This is a genomic window from Leclercia sp. AS011, assembly GCF_037152535.1.
Taxonomy (GTDB): domain Bacteria; phylum Pseudomonadota; class Gammaproteobacteria; order Enterobacterales; family Enterobacteriaceae; genus Enterobacter.
Genome location: NZ_JBBCMA010000005.1, coordinates 224,608 through 242,200, shown reverse-complemented (window position 1 = coordinate 242,200; position 17,593 = coordinate 224,608). Strand labels below are relative to the sequence as shown.

At 57.7% G+C, this 17,593-nt stretch carries 16 protein-coding genes; 8 read left to right on the top strand and 8 right to left on the bottom strand.

Going from position 1 to position 17,593, the window contains the following annotated elements:
- The first annotated feature begins 1 nt into the window (after position 1).
- The 6 genes from WFO70_RS18630 to ghrB all read left to right on the top strand — a co-directional run bounded on the left by WFO70_RS18630 (position 2) and on the right by ghrB (position 5,963).
- Entirely contained in the window at positions 2-664 is a 663-nt protein-coding gene (locus WFO70_RS18630) for an OmpA family lipoprotein (protein ID WP_337018261.1), read from the top strand.
- Positions 665-794: 130 nt separating this feature from the next.
- A complete protein-coding gene (locus WFO70_RS18625; RefSeq protein WP_337018259.1) occupies positions 795-1,811 on the top strand; it encodes a LacI family DNA-binding transcriptional regulator in 1,017 nt (338 codons plus the stop codon).
- Between the two features lie 102 nt (positions 1,812-1,913).
- Complete coding sequence (locus WFO70_RS18620; protein WP_337018257.1) at positions 1,914-2,663, top strand: sugar phosphate isomerase/epimerase family protein; 750 nt, start codon at positions 1,914-1,916, stop codon at positions 2,661-2,663.
- A 3-nt stretch (positions 2,664-2,666) separates the two neighbouring features.
- On the top strand, positions 2,667-3,605 hold the full coding sequence (locus WFO70_RS18615; protein WP_337018255.1) for a sugar kinase: 939 nt from the start codon (positions 2,667-2,669) through the stop codon (positions 3,603-3,605).
- Between the two features lie 76 nt (positions 3,606-3,681).
- Positions 3,682-4,962, top strand: coding sequence for an MFS transporter (locus tag WFO70_RS18610; RefSeq protein WP_337018253.1), 1,281 nt, complete (start codon positions 3,682-3,684; stop codon positions 4,960-4,962).
- Positions 4,963-4,988: 26 nt separating this feature from the next.
- Positions 4,989-5,963 carry a glyoxylate/hydroxypyruvate reductase GhrB gene (gene ghrB / locus WFO70_RS18605; protein WP_337018251.1) on the top strand — a complete coding sequence of 325 codons (975 nt, stop codon included), beginning with the start codon at positions 4,989-4,991 and terminating at the stop codon, positions 5,961-5,963.
- Positions 5,964-6,018: 55 nt separating this feature from the next.
- On the opposite strand, the gene cspE is transcribed toward ghrB, so the two are convergent.
- Together cspE and WFO70_RS18595 are read right to left on the bottom strand one after the other, a co-directional pair.
- Positions 6,019-6,231, bottom strand: a complete 213-nt coding sequence (cspE, locus tag WFO70_RS18600; protein WP_032615822.1) for a transcription antiterminator/RNA stability regulator CspE — start codon at positions 6,229-6,231, stop codon at positions 6,019-6,021.
- A 270-nt stretch (positions 6,232-6,501) separates the two neighbouring features.
- Positions 6,502-7,212 (bottom strand): DUF3053 domain-containing protein, encoded by a 711-nt coding sequence (locus WFO70_RS18595; protein ID WP_337018249.1) that lies wholly within the window; start codon positions 7,210-7,212, stop codon positions 6,502-6,504.
- A gap of 331 nt (positions 7,213-7,543) precedes the next feature.
- Between WFO70_RS18595 and WFO70_RS18590 the strand changes: the two genes are divergently transcribed.
- Positions 7,544-7,834 (top strand): HTH-type transcriptional regulator, encoded by a 291-nt coding sequence (locus tag WFO70_RS18590; RefSeq protein ID WP_142487783.1) that lies wholly within the window; start codon positions 7,544-7,546, stop codon positions 7,832-7,834.
- 41 nt (positions 7,835-7,875) lie between these two features.
- Here WFO70_RS18590 and WFO70_RS18585 read toward each other — a convergent pair whose 3' ends face one another.
- From WFO70_RS18585 to WFO70_RS18570, 4 genes are all read right to left on the bottom strand, one after another.
- Positions 7,876-9,495 (bottom strand): ABC-F family ATP-binding cassette domain-containing protein, encoded by a 1,620-nt coding sequence (locus WFO70_RS18585; RefSeq protein WP_337018246.1) that lies wholly within the window; start codon positions 9,493-9,495, stop codon positions 7,876-7,878.
- Positions 9,496-9,750: 255 nt separating this feature from the next.
- A complete protein-coding gene (glyS, locus tag WFO70_RS18580) occupies positions 9,751-11,820 on the bottom strand; it encodes a glycine--tRNA ligase subunit beta (protein ID WP_337018244.1) in 2,070 nt (689 codons plus the stop codon).
- Between the two features lie 9 nt (positions 11,821-11,829).
- Complete coding sequence (glyQ, locus tag WFO70_RS18575) at positions 11,830-12,741, bottom strand: glycine--tRNA ligase subunit alpha (RefSeq protein WP_003860141.1); 912 nt, start codon at positions 12,739-12,741, stop codon at positions 11,830-11,832.
- Between the two features lie 159 nt (positions 12,742-12,900).
- A complete protein-coding gene (locus WFO70_RS18570; RefSeq protein ID WP_442913402.1) occupies positions 12,901-13,197 on the bottom strand; it encodes a YsaB family lipoprotein in 297 nt (98 codons plus the stop codon).
- Between the two features lie 190 nt (positions 13,198-13,387).
- On the opposite strand from WFO70_RS18570, the gene WFO70_RS18565 reads away from it, so the two are divergent.
- Entirely contained in the window at positions 13,388-14,383 is a 996-nt protein-coding gene (locus WFO70_RS18565) for an acyltransferase (RefSeq protein WP_337018240.1), read from the top strand.
- Between the two features lie 79 nt (positions 14,384-14,462).
- Here WFO70_RS18565 and xylB read toward each other — a convergent pair whose 3' ends face one another.
- Complete coding sequence (gene xylB, locus WFO70_RS18560; protein WP_337018238.1) at positions 14,463-15,917, bottom strand: xylulokinase; 1,455 nt, start codon at positions 15,915-15,917, stop codon at positions 14,463-14,465.
- A 59-nt stretch (positions 15,918-15,976) separates the two neighbouring features.
- On the bottom strand, positions 15,977-17,299 hold the full coding sequence (gene xylA, locus WFO70_RS18555) for a xylose isomerase (protein WP_106995493.1): 1,323 nt from the start codon (positions 17,297-17,299) through the stop codon (positions 15,977-15,979).
- Between the last annotated feature and the right edge of the window lie 294 nt (positions 17,300-17,593).

Genomic DNA, 17,593 nt, shown 5'->3' with positions numbered 1-17,593 from the left:
GATGAAAAAAAGCGCACTTATGATTGCCGCCGTAGTCAGCGGCGCACTGGTTGTTTCAGGCTGCACCACCAATCCTTACACCGGCGAACGCGAAGCGGGTAAATCAGGCATTGGCGCGGGCATCGGCTCCCTGGTAGGCGCAGGCGTTGGCGCGCTCTCCTCCTCGAAAAAAGATCGTGGCAAAGGCGCTCTGATTGGTGCCGCAGCAGGCGCAGCGCTGGGCGGCGGGGCCGGTTATTACATGGACGTGCAGGAAGCGAAGCTGCGCGACAAGATGCAGGGCACCGGCGTAAGCGTTACCCGCAGCGGCGATAACATCATTCTGAACATGCCGAACAACGTTACCTTCGACAGCAACAGCGCGACGCTGAAACCGGCGGGTGCCAATACCCTGACCGGCGTGGCGATGGTGCTGAAAGAGTACGAGAAAACCGCGGTGAACGTGCTGGGCTATACCGACAGCACCGGCAGCCAGGATCTGAACATGCGTCTCTCCCAGCAGCGTGCCGACGCGGTAGCCAGCGCGCTGATCACCCAGAACGTGGCGGCGAACCGTATTCGCACCAACGGCATGGGCCCGGCGAACCCGATCGCCAGCAACAGCACGGCGGAAGGCAAAGCGCAGAACCGTCGCGTTGAGATCACCTTAAGCCCGGTGCAGTAGTTTATTGCCGGGTGGCGGCTTCGCCTTACCCGGCCTACAAATCTCGCTCTGGCTCCCCAGGCCCGGTAAGCGTAGCGCCACCGGGCATTTTCGCGCTAAGGTGTATGCACCATTAGCAAGGAAATCAGCGATGAGCAAATCAACACGGCCCACCATCAGCGACGTGGCGAAAGCCGCAAAAACCGGTAAAACCAGCATCTCCCGTTATCTCAACGGCGAAAAACACCTGCTGTCCGACGCGCTACTGGCCCGCATTGAACAGGCTATCGCCGATCTCGACTATCGCCCGAGCCTGATGGCCCGCGGTCTTAAGCATGGCAAAACGCGGCTGATCGGCCTGATCATCGCCGATATCACCAATCCCTACTCCGTAAATGTCCTCAGCGGCATCGAAGCCGCCTGCCGGGAAAAAGGCTTTACCCCGCTGGTGTGTAACACCAACAACGAAGTCGACCAGGAGCTGCACTACCTCGATCTGCTGCGCAGCTATCAGGTGGAGGGCATCGTGGTCAACGCCGTGGGCATGCGCGAGGAGGGGCTGAACCGCCTGCAGCAGTCGTCCCTGCCGATGGTGCTGATTGACCGCAAAATTCCGGACTTCGCCTGCGATGTTGTGGGGCTGGATAACACCCAGGCCGCTACGACCGCCACCGAACACCTGATTGAACAGGGCTTTGAAGCGATCCTGTTCCTGAGCGAACCGCTGGGGATGGTCAATACCCGCCGCGAGCGCCTGAGCGCCTTTCGCACCACCCTCGCCCGCTACGCTGGGGTGGTGGCCGAGAACGTCGAAATTCCGCTCCACGAGTCTGAGCAGCTGGACAATGCCCTGCGCCAGTTCCACACCCGCCATCGCGGGATGCGCAAGGCGGTCATCTCCGCTAACGGTGCCCTCACGTTGCAGGTTGCCCGGTCGCTGAAGCGCATTGGTCTGCACTGGGGCAGCGACATCGGCCTGCTGGGCTTTGACGAGCTGGAGTGGGCCGAGCTGGCAGGGGTCGGCATCACCACCCTCAAACAGCCCACCTGGCAGATTGGCTTTGCCGCCGTCGAGCAGGTGGTCCGCCGGATCAACGGTGCCGATGAGGCCGTGCGTGAGCAGGTCTTCTCCGGCGAGCTAATCGTACGCGGTTCGACAGCACGTTAAGCCCCCTTCGTGATGGCGATCATAAATCCAGCATCCTGAACTTTTCTTTGGAACCGGTTCCATCTAGCGTAAAGAGTATCAGCTACGTGATGGAGTCCGCCGATGGCCAGAAAAATTATTGTTGTCACCGCCGCGTATGGCGCTGACAAGGTACGGGAAGCAGGTGGCCAGCGCGCCATATTGCACGTGATCGCCGGCGCGGGTGCCGACGGGGTCGAGATCCGCCGGGAGTTATTCAGCGACGCCGAACTGGCGACCTTACCGACGCTGGCCGGCTCTATTGAACTGCTCGGCCTGCTGGCCTGCTACTCCGCCCCCGATGCCCTCTTTACCCCGGACGGCAATCTCAACCCTATGCTGCCCCGCTACCTTGCCGAAGCCGCGACGCTCAACGCCCTGTGGCTGAAAGTCTCCCTCGGCCATTTCAGCGATAAGCAGCAGCTTGACGCACTGCGCGCCCTGCTCGATGAAACCGGCATGATGCTGGTGGTGGAAAACGACCAGACGCGCTGCGGCCAGCTGGCCCCGATGCAGCGCTTCAAGGCCGCCTGCCGGGTGATGAATCTGCCGGTCACGCTGACCTTTGATATGGGCAACTGGCTGTGGGTGGGTGAATCCCCGGAGGAGGCCGCGAAGCATCTGGCGCCTGCGGTGAGCTATATCCACGTCAAAGCCGCCGTTCCCCATCAGCAGCAGTATCGCGCCGTGCCGCCGGACAACGACGGTGCCCGCTGGCAGGCGCTGCTGGCTCAGCTTCCTGCCGACGCCCCGCGCGGGATCGAGTTCCCGCTGGAAGGGCCAGACCTGACGGCTGTCACCCGTCACTACGTCAACTTACTGCGCGAGGAGTAACCCATGCCGCACGCTCTGGATGTCATCACCATTGGCGAAGCCATGGCCATGTTTGTTGCCACGAAGACCGGTGAACTCAGCGCCGTCGACCAGTTTATCAAGCGCGTGGCCGGGGCAGAACTGAATGTCGCCACCGGCCTGGCGCGCCTTGGCCTGAAGGTGGGATGGGTGAGCCGCGTCGGCAATGACAGCTTCGGCCAGTTTGTGCTCGATACCCTGAAAAAAGAGGGGATCGAGACCGCAGGCGTAACCCTTGACGACCGTTACCCGACGGGCTTTCAACTCAAATCAAAAGTCACCGATGGAACCGATCCCATTGTGGAGTATTTCCGCAAAGGCTCGGCGGCCAGCCACCTGTCGGTAGAAGATTTCAACCCGCTCAGGTTTACCGCCGCAAGGCATCTGCACCTGAGCGGCGTGGCGGCGGCGTTGTCTGCCAGCTCTTACGCCCTGCTCGATCATGCGGCAGGCGCAATGAAAGCCGCAGGTAAAACCATTTCGTTCGATCCGAACCTGCGCCCGGTGCTGTGGAAAAGCGAAGCGGAGATGGTGGAGAAGCTGAACCATCTCGCCTTCCAGGCCGACTGGGTCTTACCCGGCGTGAAAGAGGGCCAGATCCTGACCGGAGAAAAGACGCCGGAAGGGATAGCTGATTTTTACCTGAACCGGGGCGTGAAGGCGGTGATCCTGAAGACCGGAGCCGACGGCGCCTGGTTTAAAACTGCCGACGGCGAACAAGGTGCCGTGGCGGCGGTGAAGGTCGAAAACGTCGTCGATACCGTCGGCGCGGGAGATGGCTTTGCCGTTGGCGCGATCAGCGCGCTGCTGGAGGGGAAAACGCTTCAGCAGGCCATCACCCGCGGCAATATCATCGGCTCGCTGGCAATCCAGGTTCAGGGCGACAGCGAAGGATTACCCACCCGGGAACAGTTAGGGGAATAAATTCCCGCAACATAATTAAGCCACCCTGTACCCTACAGACAGCGGCGGTTATTTCCTCAACCACAGAGGCAAGCCTATGAACAATGCAACAAATGCAGTAAAACGCTGGTGGTACATCATGCCTGTCGTGTTTATCACGTACAGCCTGGCGTATCTCGACCGTGCGAACTTCAGCTTCGCATCTGCCGCAGGCATCACCGAAGATCTGGGGATCACCAAAGGCGTCTCCTCGCTGCTGGGTGCCCTGTTCTTCCTCGGCTATTTCTTTTTCCAGATCCCCGGCGCGATCTACGCCGAGCGCCGCAGTGTGCGCAAATTGATCTTCATCTGCCTGATCCTCTGGGGTGCCTGCGCGTCACTCACCGGGGTGGTGAATAACATCCCGGCTCTGGCGGCCATTCGCTTTATCCTCGGCGTGGTGGAAGCGGCGGTTATGCCCGCGATGCTGATCTACATCAGCAACTGGTTTACCAAATCCGAACGCTCGCGCGCCAATACCTTCCTTATTCTCGGTAACCCGGTCACGGTGCTGTGGATGTCGGTCGTGTCCGGATACCTGATTCAGGCCTTCGGCTGGCGCGAAATGTTCATTATTGAGGGCGTTCCGGCGGTGATCTGGGCCTTCTGCTGGTGGATGCTGGCGAAAGACAAACCGGCGCAAGCCAAATGGCTCTCTGAGGATGAAAAAACGGCCCTGCAGGCGCAGCTGGATAAAGAGCAGCAGGGGCTGAAAGCGGTGCGTAACTACGGCGAAGCCTTCCGCTCACGCAACGTGGTGCTGCTGTGCATGCAGTACTTCGCCTGGAGCATCGGGGTGTACGGTTTTGTTCTGTGGCTGCCGTCCATCATCCGTAGCGCGGGCGATAACCTCGGTATGGTTGAGGTGGGCTGGCTCTCTTCCGTGCCTTATCTGGCGGCCACCATCGCCATGATCGTGGTTTCCTGGGCGTCGGATAAACTGCAAAACCGTAAGCTGTTCGTCTGGCCGCTGCTGTTAATTGCTGCCTGTGCCTTTATTGGCTCCTGGGCGGTGGGCGCCAACCACTTCTGGGTTTCCTATACGCTGCTGGTGATCGCCGGTGCCGCTATGTACGCCCCTTATGGTCCGTTCTTTGCAATCATCCCGGAAATGCTGCCGCGTAACGTGGCGGGCGGCGCGATGGCGCTGATCAACAGCATGGGTGCGCTGGGTTCCTTCTGTGGTTCATGGTTCGTGGGGTATCTGAACGGCGCAACCGGCAGCCCGTCGGCCTCGTACATCTTTATGGGGGTGGCGCTTTTTGCCTCGGTATGGCTTACTTTAATTGTTAAGCCTGCTAATAATCAGAAACTTCCCGTCGGCGCACGCCACGCCTGAACCTTTTAAAATCAACGGAGATTAGCATGAAGCCGTCCGTCATTTTGTATAAAGCCCTGCCTGATGCGTTACAGCAGCGCCTTGAAGATCATTTCACCGTCACCCGGGTCAACAACCTGAGTCCGGAGACGGTACAGCAGCACGCTGACGCGTTCGCCGGTGCCGTCGGGCTGCTCGGCTCCAGTGAAAAAGTGGATGCCGCGCTGCTGGAGAAAATGCCCGCGCTTCGTGCAACCTCCACCATTTCGGTGGGCTATGACAACTTCGACGTCGATGCGCTGAATGCCCGCAATGTTCTGCTGATGCACACTCCCACCGTGCTGACCGAAACCGTGGCCGATACGCTGATGGCGCTGGTGCTCAGCAGCGCGCGTCGGGTAGTCGAAGTGGCCGAGCGTGTTAAGGCCGGGGAATGGACGAAAAGTATCGGCCCGGACTGGTTCGGCACCGACGTGCACGGCAAAACGCTGGGCATCGTCGGGATGGGCCGCATTGGTCTTGCCCTGGCGCAGCGCGCCCACTTCGGCTTCAACATGCCGATCCTCTACAACGCACGCCGCCAGCATAAAGAAGCCGAAGAGCGTTTCAACGCCCGCCACTGCGACCTGGACACCCTGTTGCAGGAAGCGGACTTCGTCTGCCTGATCCTGCCCCTGACCGATGAGACGCATCATCTGATGGGCAAAGCGCAGTTCGAGAAGATGAAGAAGTCGGCCATCTTTATTAATGCGGGCCGTGGGCCGGTGGTGGATGAGCAGGCGCTGATTGCGGCGCTGAAAAACGGGGAAATCCATGCCGCAGGGCTGGACGTGTTCGAGCAGGAGCCGCTGCCGGCCAGCTCAGAGTTGCTGAAGATGCCTAACGTGGTCGCGCTGCCGCACATTGGCTCTGCGACGCACGAGACGCGCTACAACATGGCGGCCTGTGCGGTGGACAACCTGATCGACGCCCTGCAGGGTAAGGTCGATAAAAATTGCGTTAATCCGCAGGCCAGACCTTAAACGAAAAAAACCCGCCAGAGGCGGGTTTTTAAATTCTTTGAGCTGAGTTGGAAGCTTACAGGCTTACAACGTTACCAGCTGCTGGGCCTTTAGCGCCGCTTTCGATGGTGAAGGAAACTTTCTGACCTTCGTCCAGAGATTTGTAGCCATCGTTCTGGATAGCAGAGAAGTGTACGAACACGTCTTTTGAGCCATCGTCAGGAGTGATGAAGCCGAAACCTTTATCAGCGTTGAACCATTTTACCAGACCAGTCATTTTACCAGACATAGATATTACCTTTTTAAAAATTTGTTTTGCCTTCCGGCGCGATGATGGAATGTGTTACAGATTTTTAAGCGATGAAGGAAGGGTCACTACGAAGGGTATCTAAGGATAACGCATCTGGACTGCTTAACTAAACTGCTTTAGGTCTGTGTAACAAACCGACGAGGACTATTAAACATAGTTACGGGATCAAAGACAAGCTTTATTTTCTGGCAGAACAAAAAACCCCGCTTTTCAGCGGGGTTTTTATTCTGTCAACGTGCCCGTCTGACGTTATTCCGTTGCGGCCGTTGCTGCGGCCCAGGCCTGGCTAAACGCCTGGTGCTGCGCTGCCAGCGGCCCAATCAGCGTATTGTACTGGCTGGCCTGCTGCGAGGTCGGGAACTGGATGCCGTTAGAGACAAAGCTCACCTGAGTGCCCTGCTGCGAAATAAAGTCCGCCACCTGCACCAGCTGCTGCGTGAAGATCTGCGCGGCCGGAATGAGCGGCTGCAGCGCATCGGCAGGTTTGGTCACTACCTTTTCATACACTTTGTCGAACACCGGTTTCAGGTCTTCACCCTGTTTCAACGCAGAGCGCGCGCCATCAGCCTGCATTTTGGCGTTCTGCAGCTGCTGGCCCAGTACACCCAGTGCACCGTTTGACTGGCTCAGCGGCTCACGCTGGGTCACATAGTCCTGCGGGACGCGAATGGCATTTACGCTGTCCACGACCGGACGCAGACCCGCGTCCATCGCCTGATTCACCTGCTGTGAATAGCCATACAGAATGGCATAGTCGGAAACGAAGGGACCAAACTGTTTTTTCTGATCCGCAGTCAGCGTTGGCAAACGCTCACCACTGCGCATCGCTGTATTTTGCAGGAAATCGATAAACGCTTTGCGTTGATCGCCTTCCTTATCGAAACACCCACTCAGGCTCACTACCATTAATAACGCCGCAAGCGGCGCAAACCAGCGAGAGCAGAGCTTTCCTGTCGCCATTGTTATTACTCCTTTCACCCAAAAAAGCGCACACCGGCACACGCGTGCCCGACGCTGCCAAGAATAGTCCAGGTCAGGCCCGCAAGATACTCTTTTCATGTAAAACGGCTATTGCCATATAAAATCTTACCATTTACAAAAAAATACCTGATGCGAATGCACTACTGAATAATCAAGTCATTAGCATAGGTAATCAGTCCAAAAACAGGCGAGCGAAACGTATCTTCAGAAATTAATCACGCACGTTACGATCTCCTGTCAGTTTTACCGACTATTCTTAAATTGCTCTCTATGTTCACGATCCCGCAGTGTGATTTAAGAGGAGTTCTCAATGGAATTAAAAGATCCTATGTTCGATCTGCTAAGCAGTCTGGAACAGATTGTTTTTAAAGATGTACCGCAGACGGTGACCCGTTCGCAAAAGTCTAACCCCTTTACGGAATTTGAGCGCTTACGCAAAGGGACAGGGATGAAAACCGATGATTTCGCCCGAGCAATGGGTGTCAGCGTGGCAATGGTTCAGGAGTGGGAATCAAAAAGAGTGAAGCCCTCCATGACCGAGCTGAAGCTGATGAGCCTGATTCAGGCTAACCCGGCACTCCGCAAGCAGTTGACTGAATAGTATTGTTTTCACCCCCGCATTTGCGGGGGTTTATGTTTCTATCACCGCCGTTCACCGCGCCACTCCCCGTCAAGCCATACCAGGTCATGCGTCAGGTTTAGCCCCTCCAGAAAATGCTGGTCATGCGACACCACCAGCAGCGCGCCGGTAAAGCCTGCCAGCGCCGCCTCAATGGCCTGGGTTGAAGCCAGGTCCAGATGATTGGTCGGTTCATCAAGCAGCAACAGCTGCGTCGCCTCTTCCCGCCACAGCACGCAGGCCAGCGCCGCTTTTAACCGTTCGCCGCCGCTCAGTTCGGCCAACGGCAGCGTCACTTTATCGGCACCCAGCTGCAGCTGCGCCAGACGGCTGCGCAGCACCCCCTCCTCCAGCGGCGTGTTGTGCAGATTGAGATGGCTGACCACCGACTGGGTCAGATCCAGCTGCGACAGATGCTGGTCGAGGTACGCCGTGTTGACCGACACGCGGCAGGATCCGGCGACGGGCGCGCAGTCACCGAGGATCGCTTTCAGCAAGGTGGATTTCCCGCAGCCGTTCGGCCCCCGCAGGGCTACCCGCATCGGCCCGTCCATGCGCCAGGTGAGCGGCCGCATCGTGACATAGGGCAACACCAGCGCGTCCAGCTCCAGCACCTGCTTGCCCTCTGCAATCTGGCTGCCCGGCAGGGTAAACATCACCGGATTGTCCTCCTCGACCCGCTCCCGCGCCTGGTTAACCGCCGCGTTCAACGCATCCTGTTGCTCATGATGCTGTTTGCGCCACGAGCCCGGCCGCTCCTTTGCCGCCCCTTTATATTTCACGCGCTCAAACGAGGCGATGTTAAGGGTATCTACCGTGCGCAGGGTTTTAGCCGAGCGGCGCAGACTGTCGTCGTGCTCTTTTTGCTGACGTGCGCGCGTGCGTTTGCGCTCGTTAGCCGCATGCTCCAGCGCCGCACGGGCGGCCTGCTGTTCCGCATCCCGCTGACGCTGATAATCAGCGTAATTTCCGCCGTAGCTGTGCAAACCGGACGCGCTGAGCTCCAGTATGCGCGGCACCTGGGCCAGCAGCTCACGATCGTGGGACGCAACCAGCACACCGCCGGTATGCCGGGCCAGCCGGGCGTAAAACCACGCCCTTCCCTGTCGGTCGAGGTGGTTGGTGGGCTCATCCAGCAGCAGGTAGTCCGCATTTGCCGTAAACGCGCCGCACAACAGGGCGCGAACCCGCTCGCCGCCGCTCAGTTCAACCGCAGGCCTGTCAGGCGCAAAGGCCGGTAGCTGCGCGTCCCTGAACGCCTCGCTCAGCCGTTCCGTGATATCCCAGAACCCCTCGAGGCGCTCAAGGTCTTCCGGCTGGTAATCCCCCCTGTCGATCCGCGCCCGCGCCGCGAAGAGCGCCTCATAGCCAAGCAGCCCGGCCAGCGTGGTATGCGGGGAGATATCGCGCTGTTGCGCAACGTAACTGTGCGTGCCGAAACGTTCGATATGGCCGCTGGCAGGCGTGTCCAGCCCGGCCAGCAGGCGCATCAGGCGGGTTTTGCCGCTGCCGTTACGGCCAACCAGCGCGCAGAGCGAGGGTTCCAGTGAAAAATTCAGCGGACCAAAAAGGGTATCGCCCGTCGCAAACTGACAGGTGACCTGATGCAAAATAAAAGAAGGGGATTGCGCAAAATGAGCCATAAGCACTCCTGAATGAAATCAAAACATCCCCTGCCGACGCGGTGGCGTTTAGCAAGGATCGAAATTCATCAGTCGTGTTTGTTCATTTTTGGGGGGCGCTCCAGAGGGAGAAAGTTAACGCGGATAAGGATAGCGGTAATGTGTTGGCTATTTCAAGGTTAAATTTTCAACGATGCGGCATAAAAAAACCCGCCGAAGCGGGTTTTAAGTACCTGTAGGCCCGTGCAAGCGTAGCGCCGCCGGGCAGAAGCACGGTTACTGCAGCAGAGAGATATCCGCCACGCGCAGGAACAGCTCACGCAGTTTTTCGAGCATCGAGAGACGGTTGATACGCAGATCTTTATCTTCCACGTTCACCATCACTTTCTCGAAGAAGGCGTCGATCACGTCGCGCAGCTCGGCCAGTTCCACCAGCGCTTCCTGATAGCGACCTTCGGCGAAGACCGGCTCCAGCTTGTCGCGCAGCACCACAACCTGCATCGCCAGGGCGATCTCTTCCGGCTCTTTCAGGGTCGCAGCGTTCACACGCTCGTTCAGCGTCTCGTCGGATTTCGCCAGGATGTTGGATACACGCTTGTTGGCCGCAGCCAGGGCAGATGCCGCTTCCAGGGTACGGAAGTGGGACACCGCCTTCATACGCGCATCGAAATCGGCCGGACGGGTCGGACGACGCGCCAGCACCGCCTGAATGGTGTCGACGGTGTAACCTTCGTCCTGATACCAGGCGCGGAAACGGCCCAGCATAAAGTCGATCACATCATCCACCACGTTGGCGTTGGTCAGCTTGTCACCGTACAGACGCACCGCTTCTTCGGTCAGGGTCTGCAGATCGAGGTTCAGGTTCTTCTCAACGATGATACGCAGCACGCCCAGCGCAGCGCGACGCAGCGCAAACGGGTCTTTGTCGCCTTTTGGATGCTGACCGATACCGAAGATACCCGCCAGGGTGTCCATCTTGTCGGCAATCGCGACGGCACAGGCCACCGGGTTGGACGGCAGATCGTCACCGGCAAAGCGCGGCTGATACTGTTCGTTCAGCGCGACAGCCACGTCTTCCGCTTCGCCATCGTGACGCGCGTAGTGCATGCCCATCACGCCCTGGGTGTCGGTAAATTCGAACACCATGTTGGTCATCAGGTCGCACTTGGAAAGCAGGCCAGCACGCGTCGCGTGGTTGACGTCTGCACCGATTTCGCGAGCGATCCAGCCGGACAGCTCCGCAATGCGGTCGGTTTTGTCGCGCAGCGTACCCAGCTGCTGCTGGAACAGCACGGTCTGCAGGCGCGGCAGGTTATCTTCCAGACGCTTTTTACGGTCGGTATTGAAGAAGAACTCCGCATCCGCCAGACGTGGGCGCACCACTTTCTCGTTACCGGAGATAATCTGGATCGGATCTTTCGATTCGATGTTCGCCACGAAGATGAAGTTTGGCAGCAGCTTGCCGTCGTTGGCGTAGACCGGGAAGTACTTCTGGTCACCCTTCATGGTGTAGACCAGCGCTTCAGCCGGAACGGCGAGGAATTTCTCTTCGAACTTCGCGGTCAGCACAACTGGCCATTCCACCAGAGAGGTCACTTCTTCCAGCAGGCTTTCGCTCAGGTCAGCGTTACCGCCAATCTGGCGTGCCGCTTCTTCCGCGTCCGCTTTGATTTTGGCTTTACGCTGTTCGTAGTCGGCAATGACTTTACCGCGCTCCAACAGGATCTGCGGGTACTGGTCGGCATTGTCGATGGTGAACTCCGGCTCGCCCATAAAGCGGTGGCCGCGGATCACGCGATCGGATGCGACGCCCAGAATGGTAGCAGGGATCACGGTGTCGCCCAGCAGCAGGGTCACGGTGTGAACCGGACGCACAAAGTGCACGTCGCTTGCGCCCCAGCGCATCAGCTTAGGAATAGGCAGCTTCGCCAGCGAGGTGGCGATCATGTTCGGCAGCAGCGCTTCTGCGCTCTCGCCCTTCACATGGGCGCGATAGAGCAGCCATTCGCCTTTATCAGTGGTCAGACGCTCGGCCTGGTCTACGGTGATGCCGCAACCGCGCGCCCAGCCTTCTGCCGCTTTGCTCGGTTTGCCTTCAGCGTCGAACGCCTGAGCAATCGCCGGGCCGCGCTTTTCAACTTCGCGATCGGGCTGGGAAGCCGCCAGGCTTGCCACTTTCAGCGCCAGACGACGCGGAGCAGCAAACCACTCAATTTTACCGTGTGCGAGGCCAGCGTTATCCAGCTCGGCAGTCACGTTCGCAGCAAAGGACTCTGCCAGGCTGCGCAATGCTTTTGGTGGCAGCTCTTCGGTGCCGATTTCCACCAGGAAAGTTTTCTCAGACATGGCCGCCTCTTATTTGTTTCGGTTGCACATCGGGAAGCCAAGGGCTTCACGGGACGCGTAGTAAGCTTCTGCAACGGCTTTGGTCAGGGTACGAATACGCAGAATGTAGCGCTGACGTTCAGTTACGGAGATGGCTTTACGGGCGTCCAGCAGGTTGAAGCTGTGGGCGGCCTTCAGAATACGCTCGTAGGCAGGCAGCGGCAGCGGAGTCTCCAGCGCCAGCAGCTGCTGCGCTTCTTTCTCGTACTGCTCGAAGCAGGTGAACAGGAAGTCCACGTCGGCATATTCGAAGTTATAGGTGGATTGCTCCACTTCGTTCTGATGGAACACGTCGCCGTAGGTGGTTTTACCCAGCGGGCCGTCGCTCCAGACCAGGTCGTAAACGCTGTCTACGCCCTGAATGTACATGGCCAGACGTTCCAGACCGTAGGTGATTTCACCGGTGATCGGCTTACACTCCAGACCGCCAACCTGCTGGAAGTAGGTGAACTGCGTCACTTCCATGCCGTTCAGCCACACTTCCCAACCCAGACCCCAGGCACCCAGCGTCGGGTTTTCCCAGTTATCTTCCACGAAGCGAATGTCGTGAATGGTCGGATCCATACCCAGCTCTTTCAGTGACCCGAGGTACAGCTCCTGAATGTTGTCCGGAGAAGGCTTAATGACCACCTGGAACTGATAGTAGTGCTGTAAGCGGTTCGGGTTTTCACCGTAACGACCATCGGTTGGACGACGGGAAGGCTGCACATAGGCGGTCGCCATTGGCTCTGGCCCCAGCGCGCGCAGGCTGGTCATCGGGTGGGAGGTGCCGGCGCCGACTTCCATGTCCAGTGGTTGAACAATGGTGCAGCCCTGACGAGCCCAGTAATCCTGTAAGGTCAGGATCAGGCCCTGGAAGGTCTTAGTATCAAACTTTTGCATAGTATTTCGTGCTGGATACGTGTGGTTTTGAATGGAAGGGATCAGTATACCCGTCGGATGCAAGATATACAGTACGAAACGGGGTTGTTTAGGGAAAATTGGGAAATAAGCATAGCTGACAACGCCCTCGCGGCGCAGTCAGCTGATTACGCGACGGCCTTAACGCATCGAAAGATGTAAAAAATGGCCTTCTGCGTCAAAAGAACAGATGAAACTCTCGTTGCGGGCAGTGAAGCCCTGCATTTCATAGCTACCCTGGAACTGTTCGAAGGCGGTGACGTCGATTTTCTGCGCACCGGTATTGTAGCGCTGGGCCGCCCGATCCTTACACAGCTGTTCCATGTCCAGCGACCGCACCGGACTCACTTTCCTGGTTTGCCCTTTTTGCACCGGAGTCGACTCCTGAGCCGCGCAGCCGGCCAGTAACGCGGGTATCAGGATCCACATTGCACGCATCATCATTTTTATTACCGCCCTGTGCTGTGGCTGTTATTTTTAAACTCTAAACTTTATAGATTATGGCCCGGCATTCTGCGAATCTCACCGCCCCGACACAAGCAGGACGATGCAAACTCAGAATTTTCTACGGAGCGTCTGCAGCTATACCACAGTCAGACTCTTTTTTAATGCGTAAACAGAGGGATGGATGCAGGAAAAAATAAACTGGATTGATAATTTGCGGGGAATTGCCTGTTTAATGGTGGTAATGATCCATACCACGACCTGGTATATCACCAACGCCGCAAGCGTCAGCCTCGTTAACTGGGATATCGCCAACGTTCTCAACTCCGCCTCGCGCGTGAGCGTGCCGCTGTTTTTCATGATCTCCGGCTATCTCTTTTTTGGCGAGCGCAGCGCGCAGCCGCGCCACTTTTTACGCATCGGGCTGTGCCTGCTGTTTTACAGCACCGTGGCGTTCCTCTACATCGTGCTGTTTACCTCGATCAACAGCGAGCTGTCCCTGAGATACCTGCTGCAAAAGCCGGTGTTCTATCACCTGTGGTTTTTCTTCGCCATTATCGTCATTTACCTGCTCTCGCCGCTACTGCAGGTGAAAAGCGCCAACGGCAAAATGCTGCTGGCGCTGATGATCGTGATTGGCATTGTGGCCAACCCCAACACCGTCTCGCAAAAAATGGGCGGATTTGAATGGCTACCGATCAACCTCTATATCAACGGCGACACCTTCTATTACGTGCTGTACGGCATGCTGGGACGCGCCCTGGGGATGATAGATACCCGCAAACGCTGGATGAATGGTATTTGCGCCGCACTGTTTATTGCTGCGGTTGCGATTATCTCCCGCGGTACATTGCATGAGCTGCAGTGGCGCGGCACCTTCGCCGATACCTGGTATCTCTACTGCGGTCCGATGGTGTTTATCTGCGCGGTTTCATTATTTACCCTGGTGAAAAACACGCTGAATGCACGCCCCCTGCCGCTGCTGGGGTTAATTTCACGTAACTCGTTGGGGATCTACGGTTTTCACGCGCTGGTGATCCACGCCCTGCGCACGCGTGGTGTGGAGTTAAAAAGCTGGCCGCTGCTGGATATCGTCTGGATCTTCTCGGCCACGCTGGTGGTCAGTCTGCTGCTGTCGATGCTGTTACAGCGGATTGATACGCGCAGGTTTGTCAGTTAAGTGCGGCTTGTTTGCCCGGCGGCGCTTCGCTTGCACGGGCCTACAGATACGTGCAAACGAAATGCCACCCGGCGCTGTTTCACGACATCAGCGGTAAAAGCTGCTGATAGATATTGCGGAACACGTCGCGTTGCGCGGCATAGCGGGCATGACGCCCGGCATCCGGGGTGTGCTGCTGTTCCAGCGCCAGCTGTGGCAGTAACGCCGACAGCGGTTTGCCAGGATTCACCGCGATCTGCGCCAGCCGCGCGGCACCCAGCGCAGGCCCCACGTCCCCGCCGGTACGGTAATCCAGCTGCTGCCCGCTGATATCTGCCAGCATCTGACGCCAGTACGGGCTGCGTGCCCCGCCGCCAATAAGCGTAATGCTGGTTGGTTTAAGCCCGCACTCATGCACCACATCCATGCCATCGGCCAGGGCATAGCCCACCCCTTCCAGCACCGCACGCGCCAGTTCTGCCGGGCCATGCTGATGGGTTAAGCCAAAGAACACCCCTTTTGCCTGGGGATTGTTATGCGGCGTGCGCTCACCGGAAAGATAGGGCAGGAACCAGAGGGTACCCGCGTTTTCATCGGCCTGCTGCGCGGCATCAAGCAGGGCCGGAACAGTGTTTAATCCGGTCAGTTTAGCTGCCCAGTCCAGGCAGGACGCTGCGCTGAGCATCACCGACATCAGGTGCCATTTACCGGGTAATGCATGGCAGAAGCTGTGCACCGCGCTGTCAGGATTACTGCGATAGCCATCGCTCACGGCAAAGTAGACGCCGGAGGTGCCCAGCGACAGCATCGCCTGCCCGGCATCGGCCATCCCGACACCCACCGCGCCCGCGGCGTTATCTCCGCCCCCGGCCACGACCGGAACGGCCGGCATATTCCACTGCTGCGCGACCGACGGCAGCAGCGTGCCGGTCTGCTCACAGCCTTCGAACAGGGCGGGCATATGGTCACGGGTGAGATGGCAGGCGTCGAGCATCGTCTCGCTCCAGTCGCGTTTTGCAACGTCGAGCCACATGGTGCCTGCCGCATCGGACATATCGCTGGCATACTCGCCGGTCATCCGCAGACGCAAATAATCTTTTGGCAGCAATACCTTCGCTACCTGGCGAAAAATCTCGGGTTCATGACGCTGGACCCACAGGAGTTTTGGTGCGGTAAAACCGGGCATCATCAGGTTGCCGGTGATCTCCCGCGATGTCGGCACGCGCGCCTCAAGCAGGGCACACTCTTCCCCGCACCGGCCATCGTTCCATAAAATTGCCGGGCGCAGCACGCGGTCGTTCTTATCCAGCAGCGTGGCGCCATGCATCTGTCCGGCAATCCCCAGGGCTTTGACGTCAATCAGCGCGTGCTGCTCGCCAAGCGCCTTCAGGGCACGATCCGTTGCCAGCCACCAGGCTTCAGGATCCTGTTCTGACCAGAGCGGGTGTGGCCGTGAAACCTGCAATTTTTCTGTTTGCGTTGCCAGCACCTCGCCCTGCTCATTTAACAGAATGGCTTTCACGCCCGATGTGCCAAGATCGATCCCGATATACATTCCCTGGACTCCTTAAAAATTGTGGGCCGGGCAAGCGTAACGCCGCCCGGCGATACCCGTTACTTATCGAACAGGTAATGATTCACCAGGTTTTCCAGCAGCTCCTGATGACCACTCTGGTGCTGCGGTGCCAGGTTATGCTGTTCAGCGTACTTCGCCAGCTCCGTCAGCGATAACTGGCCTTTCAAAATTTGCTGACCCAGCTCACTGTTCCAGCCGCCATAGCGTTTCGCCACGCGCTTATCCAGCTCACCGTCTTCAATCATGCGGGCAGCCACTTTCAGCGACAGCGCCATGGTGTCCATCGCCCCAATATGACCATAGAAGAGATCGTATTTATCGGTACTCTGACGGCGCACTTTGGCGTCAAAGTTCAGGCCGCCGGTGGTGAACCCACCTGCTTTGATGATTTCGTACATTACCAGCGCGTTCTCTTCCACGCTGACCGGGAACTGATCGGTATCCCAGCCCAGCTGCGGGTCGCCGCGGTTGGCATCCACGGAGCCGAAAATACCCAGCGCGATAGCGGACGCGATCTCGTGGTGGAACGAGTGGCCGGCCAGGGTCGCGTGGTTGGCTTCGATATTAACTTTGATCTCTTTTTCCAGCCCGAACTGCTTGAGGAAGCCATACACCGTTGCCACGTCGTAATCGTACTGATGCTTGGTCGGCTCCTGCGGTTTTGGCTCGATCAGCAGCGTGCCCTGGAAGCCGATTTTGTGTTTATGCTCCACCACCATCTGCATGAAGCGGCCAATCTGCTCGCGCTCCTGGCGTAAATCGGTGTTGAGCAGCGTTTCGTAGCCTTCACGCCCGCCCCACAGCACGTAGTTTTCACCGCCCAGCTGATGGGTTGCGTTCATCGCTGTTACCACCTGAGTGGCCGCCCAGCTGAACACTTCCGGGTCCGGGTTGGTGGCAGCCCCTGCGCCATAGCGCGGGTGGGTAAAGCAGTTGGCGGTGCCCCACAGCAGCTTCACGCCGCTCTGCTGCTGTTTCTCGGCCAGCACGTCGACCATCTGCGCGAAGTTATTCAGATACTCTTTCAGCGACGCGCCTTCCGGGGAGACGTCCACATCGTGGAAACAGTAGTACGGCACGTTCAGCTTGTGGAAGAACTCAAAAGCGACGTCCGCTTTACGCTTCGCCAGCTCCAGCGCTTCGCCCGGCTGTTGCCACGGGCGATCGAACGAGCCCACGCCAAACATATCGGCTCCGTTCCAGCAGAAGGTATGCCAGTAGCAGGCGGCGAAACGCAGGTGATCTTCCATGCGCTTACCCAACACCAGCTCGTCCGGGTTGTAATGACGAAACGCTAAAGGATTTGAGGATTTCGGGCCTTCATAACGAACGCGATCGAGTTGATCGAAATAAGCTTGCATATTGAGCTCCATAATCAGGGGTGCGGCGAAAAGTAGATACTGGAGTAATACTGAATAGTGATCGCAGGTTGCTCAATTACGTTATTTCACACTGCTATTGAGAGAATGCACAAACGTGCGCTGGCTCGCAAAATCAATTTGCAGCCAAACGAATTTCGCAGCGTAAATTCCAGATTCATGTGTAATTAATAAGTTATGTAATTTAAAATCAGATCGCGGTCATAAATTCGAAAATAAACCAAATATCATAACGAGAAGATAAAAATCTGTAATTGCCAGTCTGCCGTTCCCCGT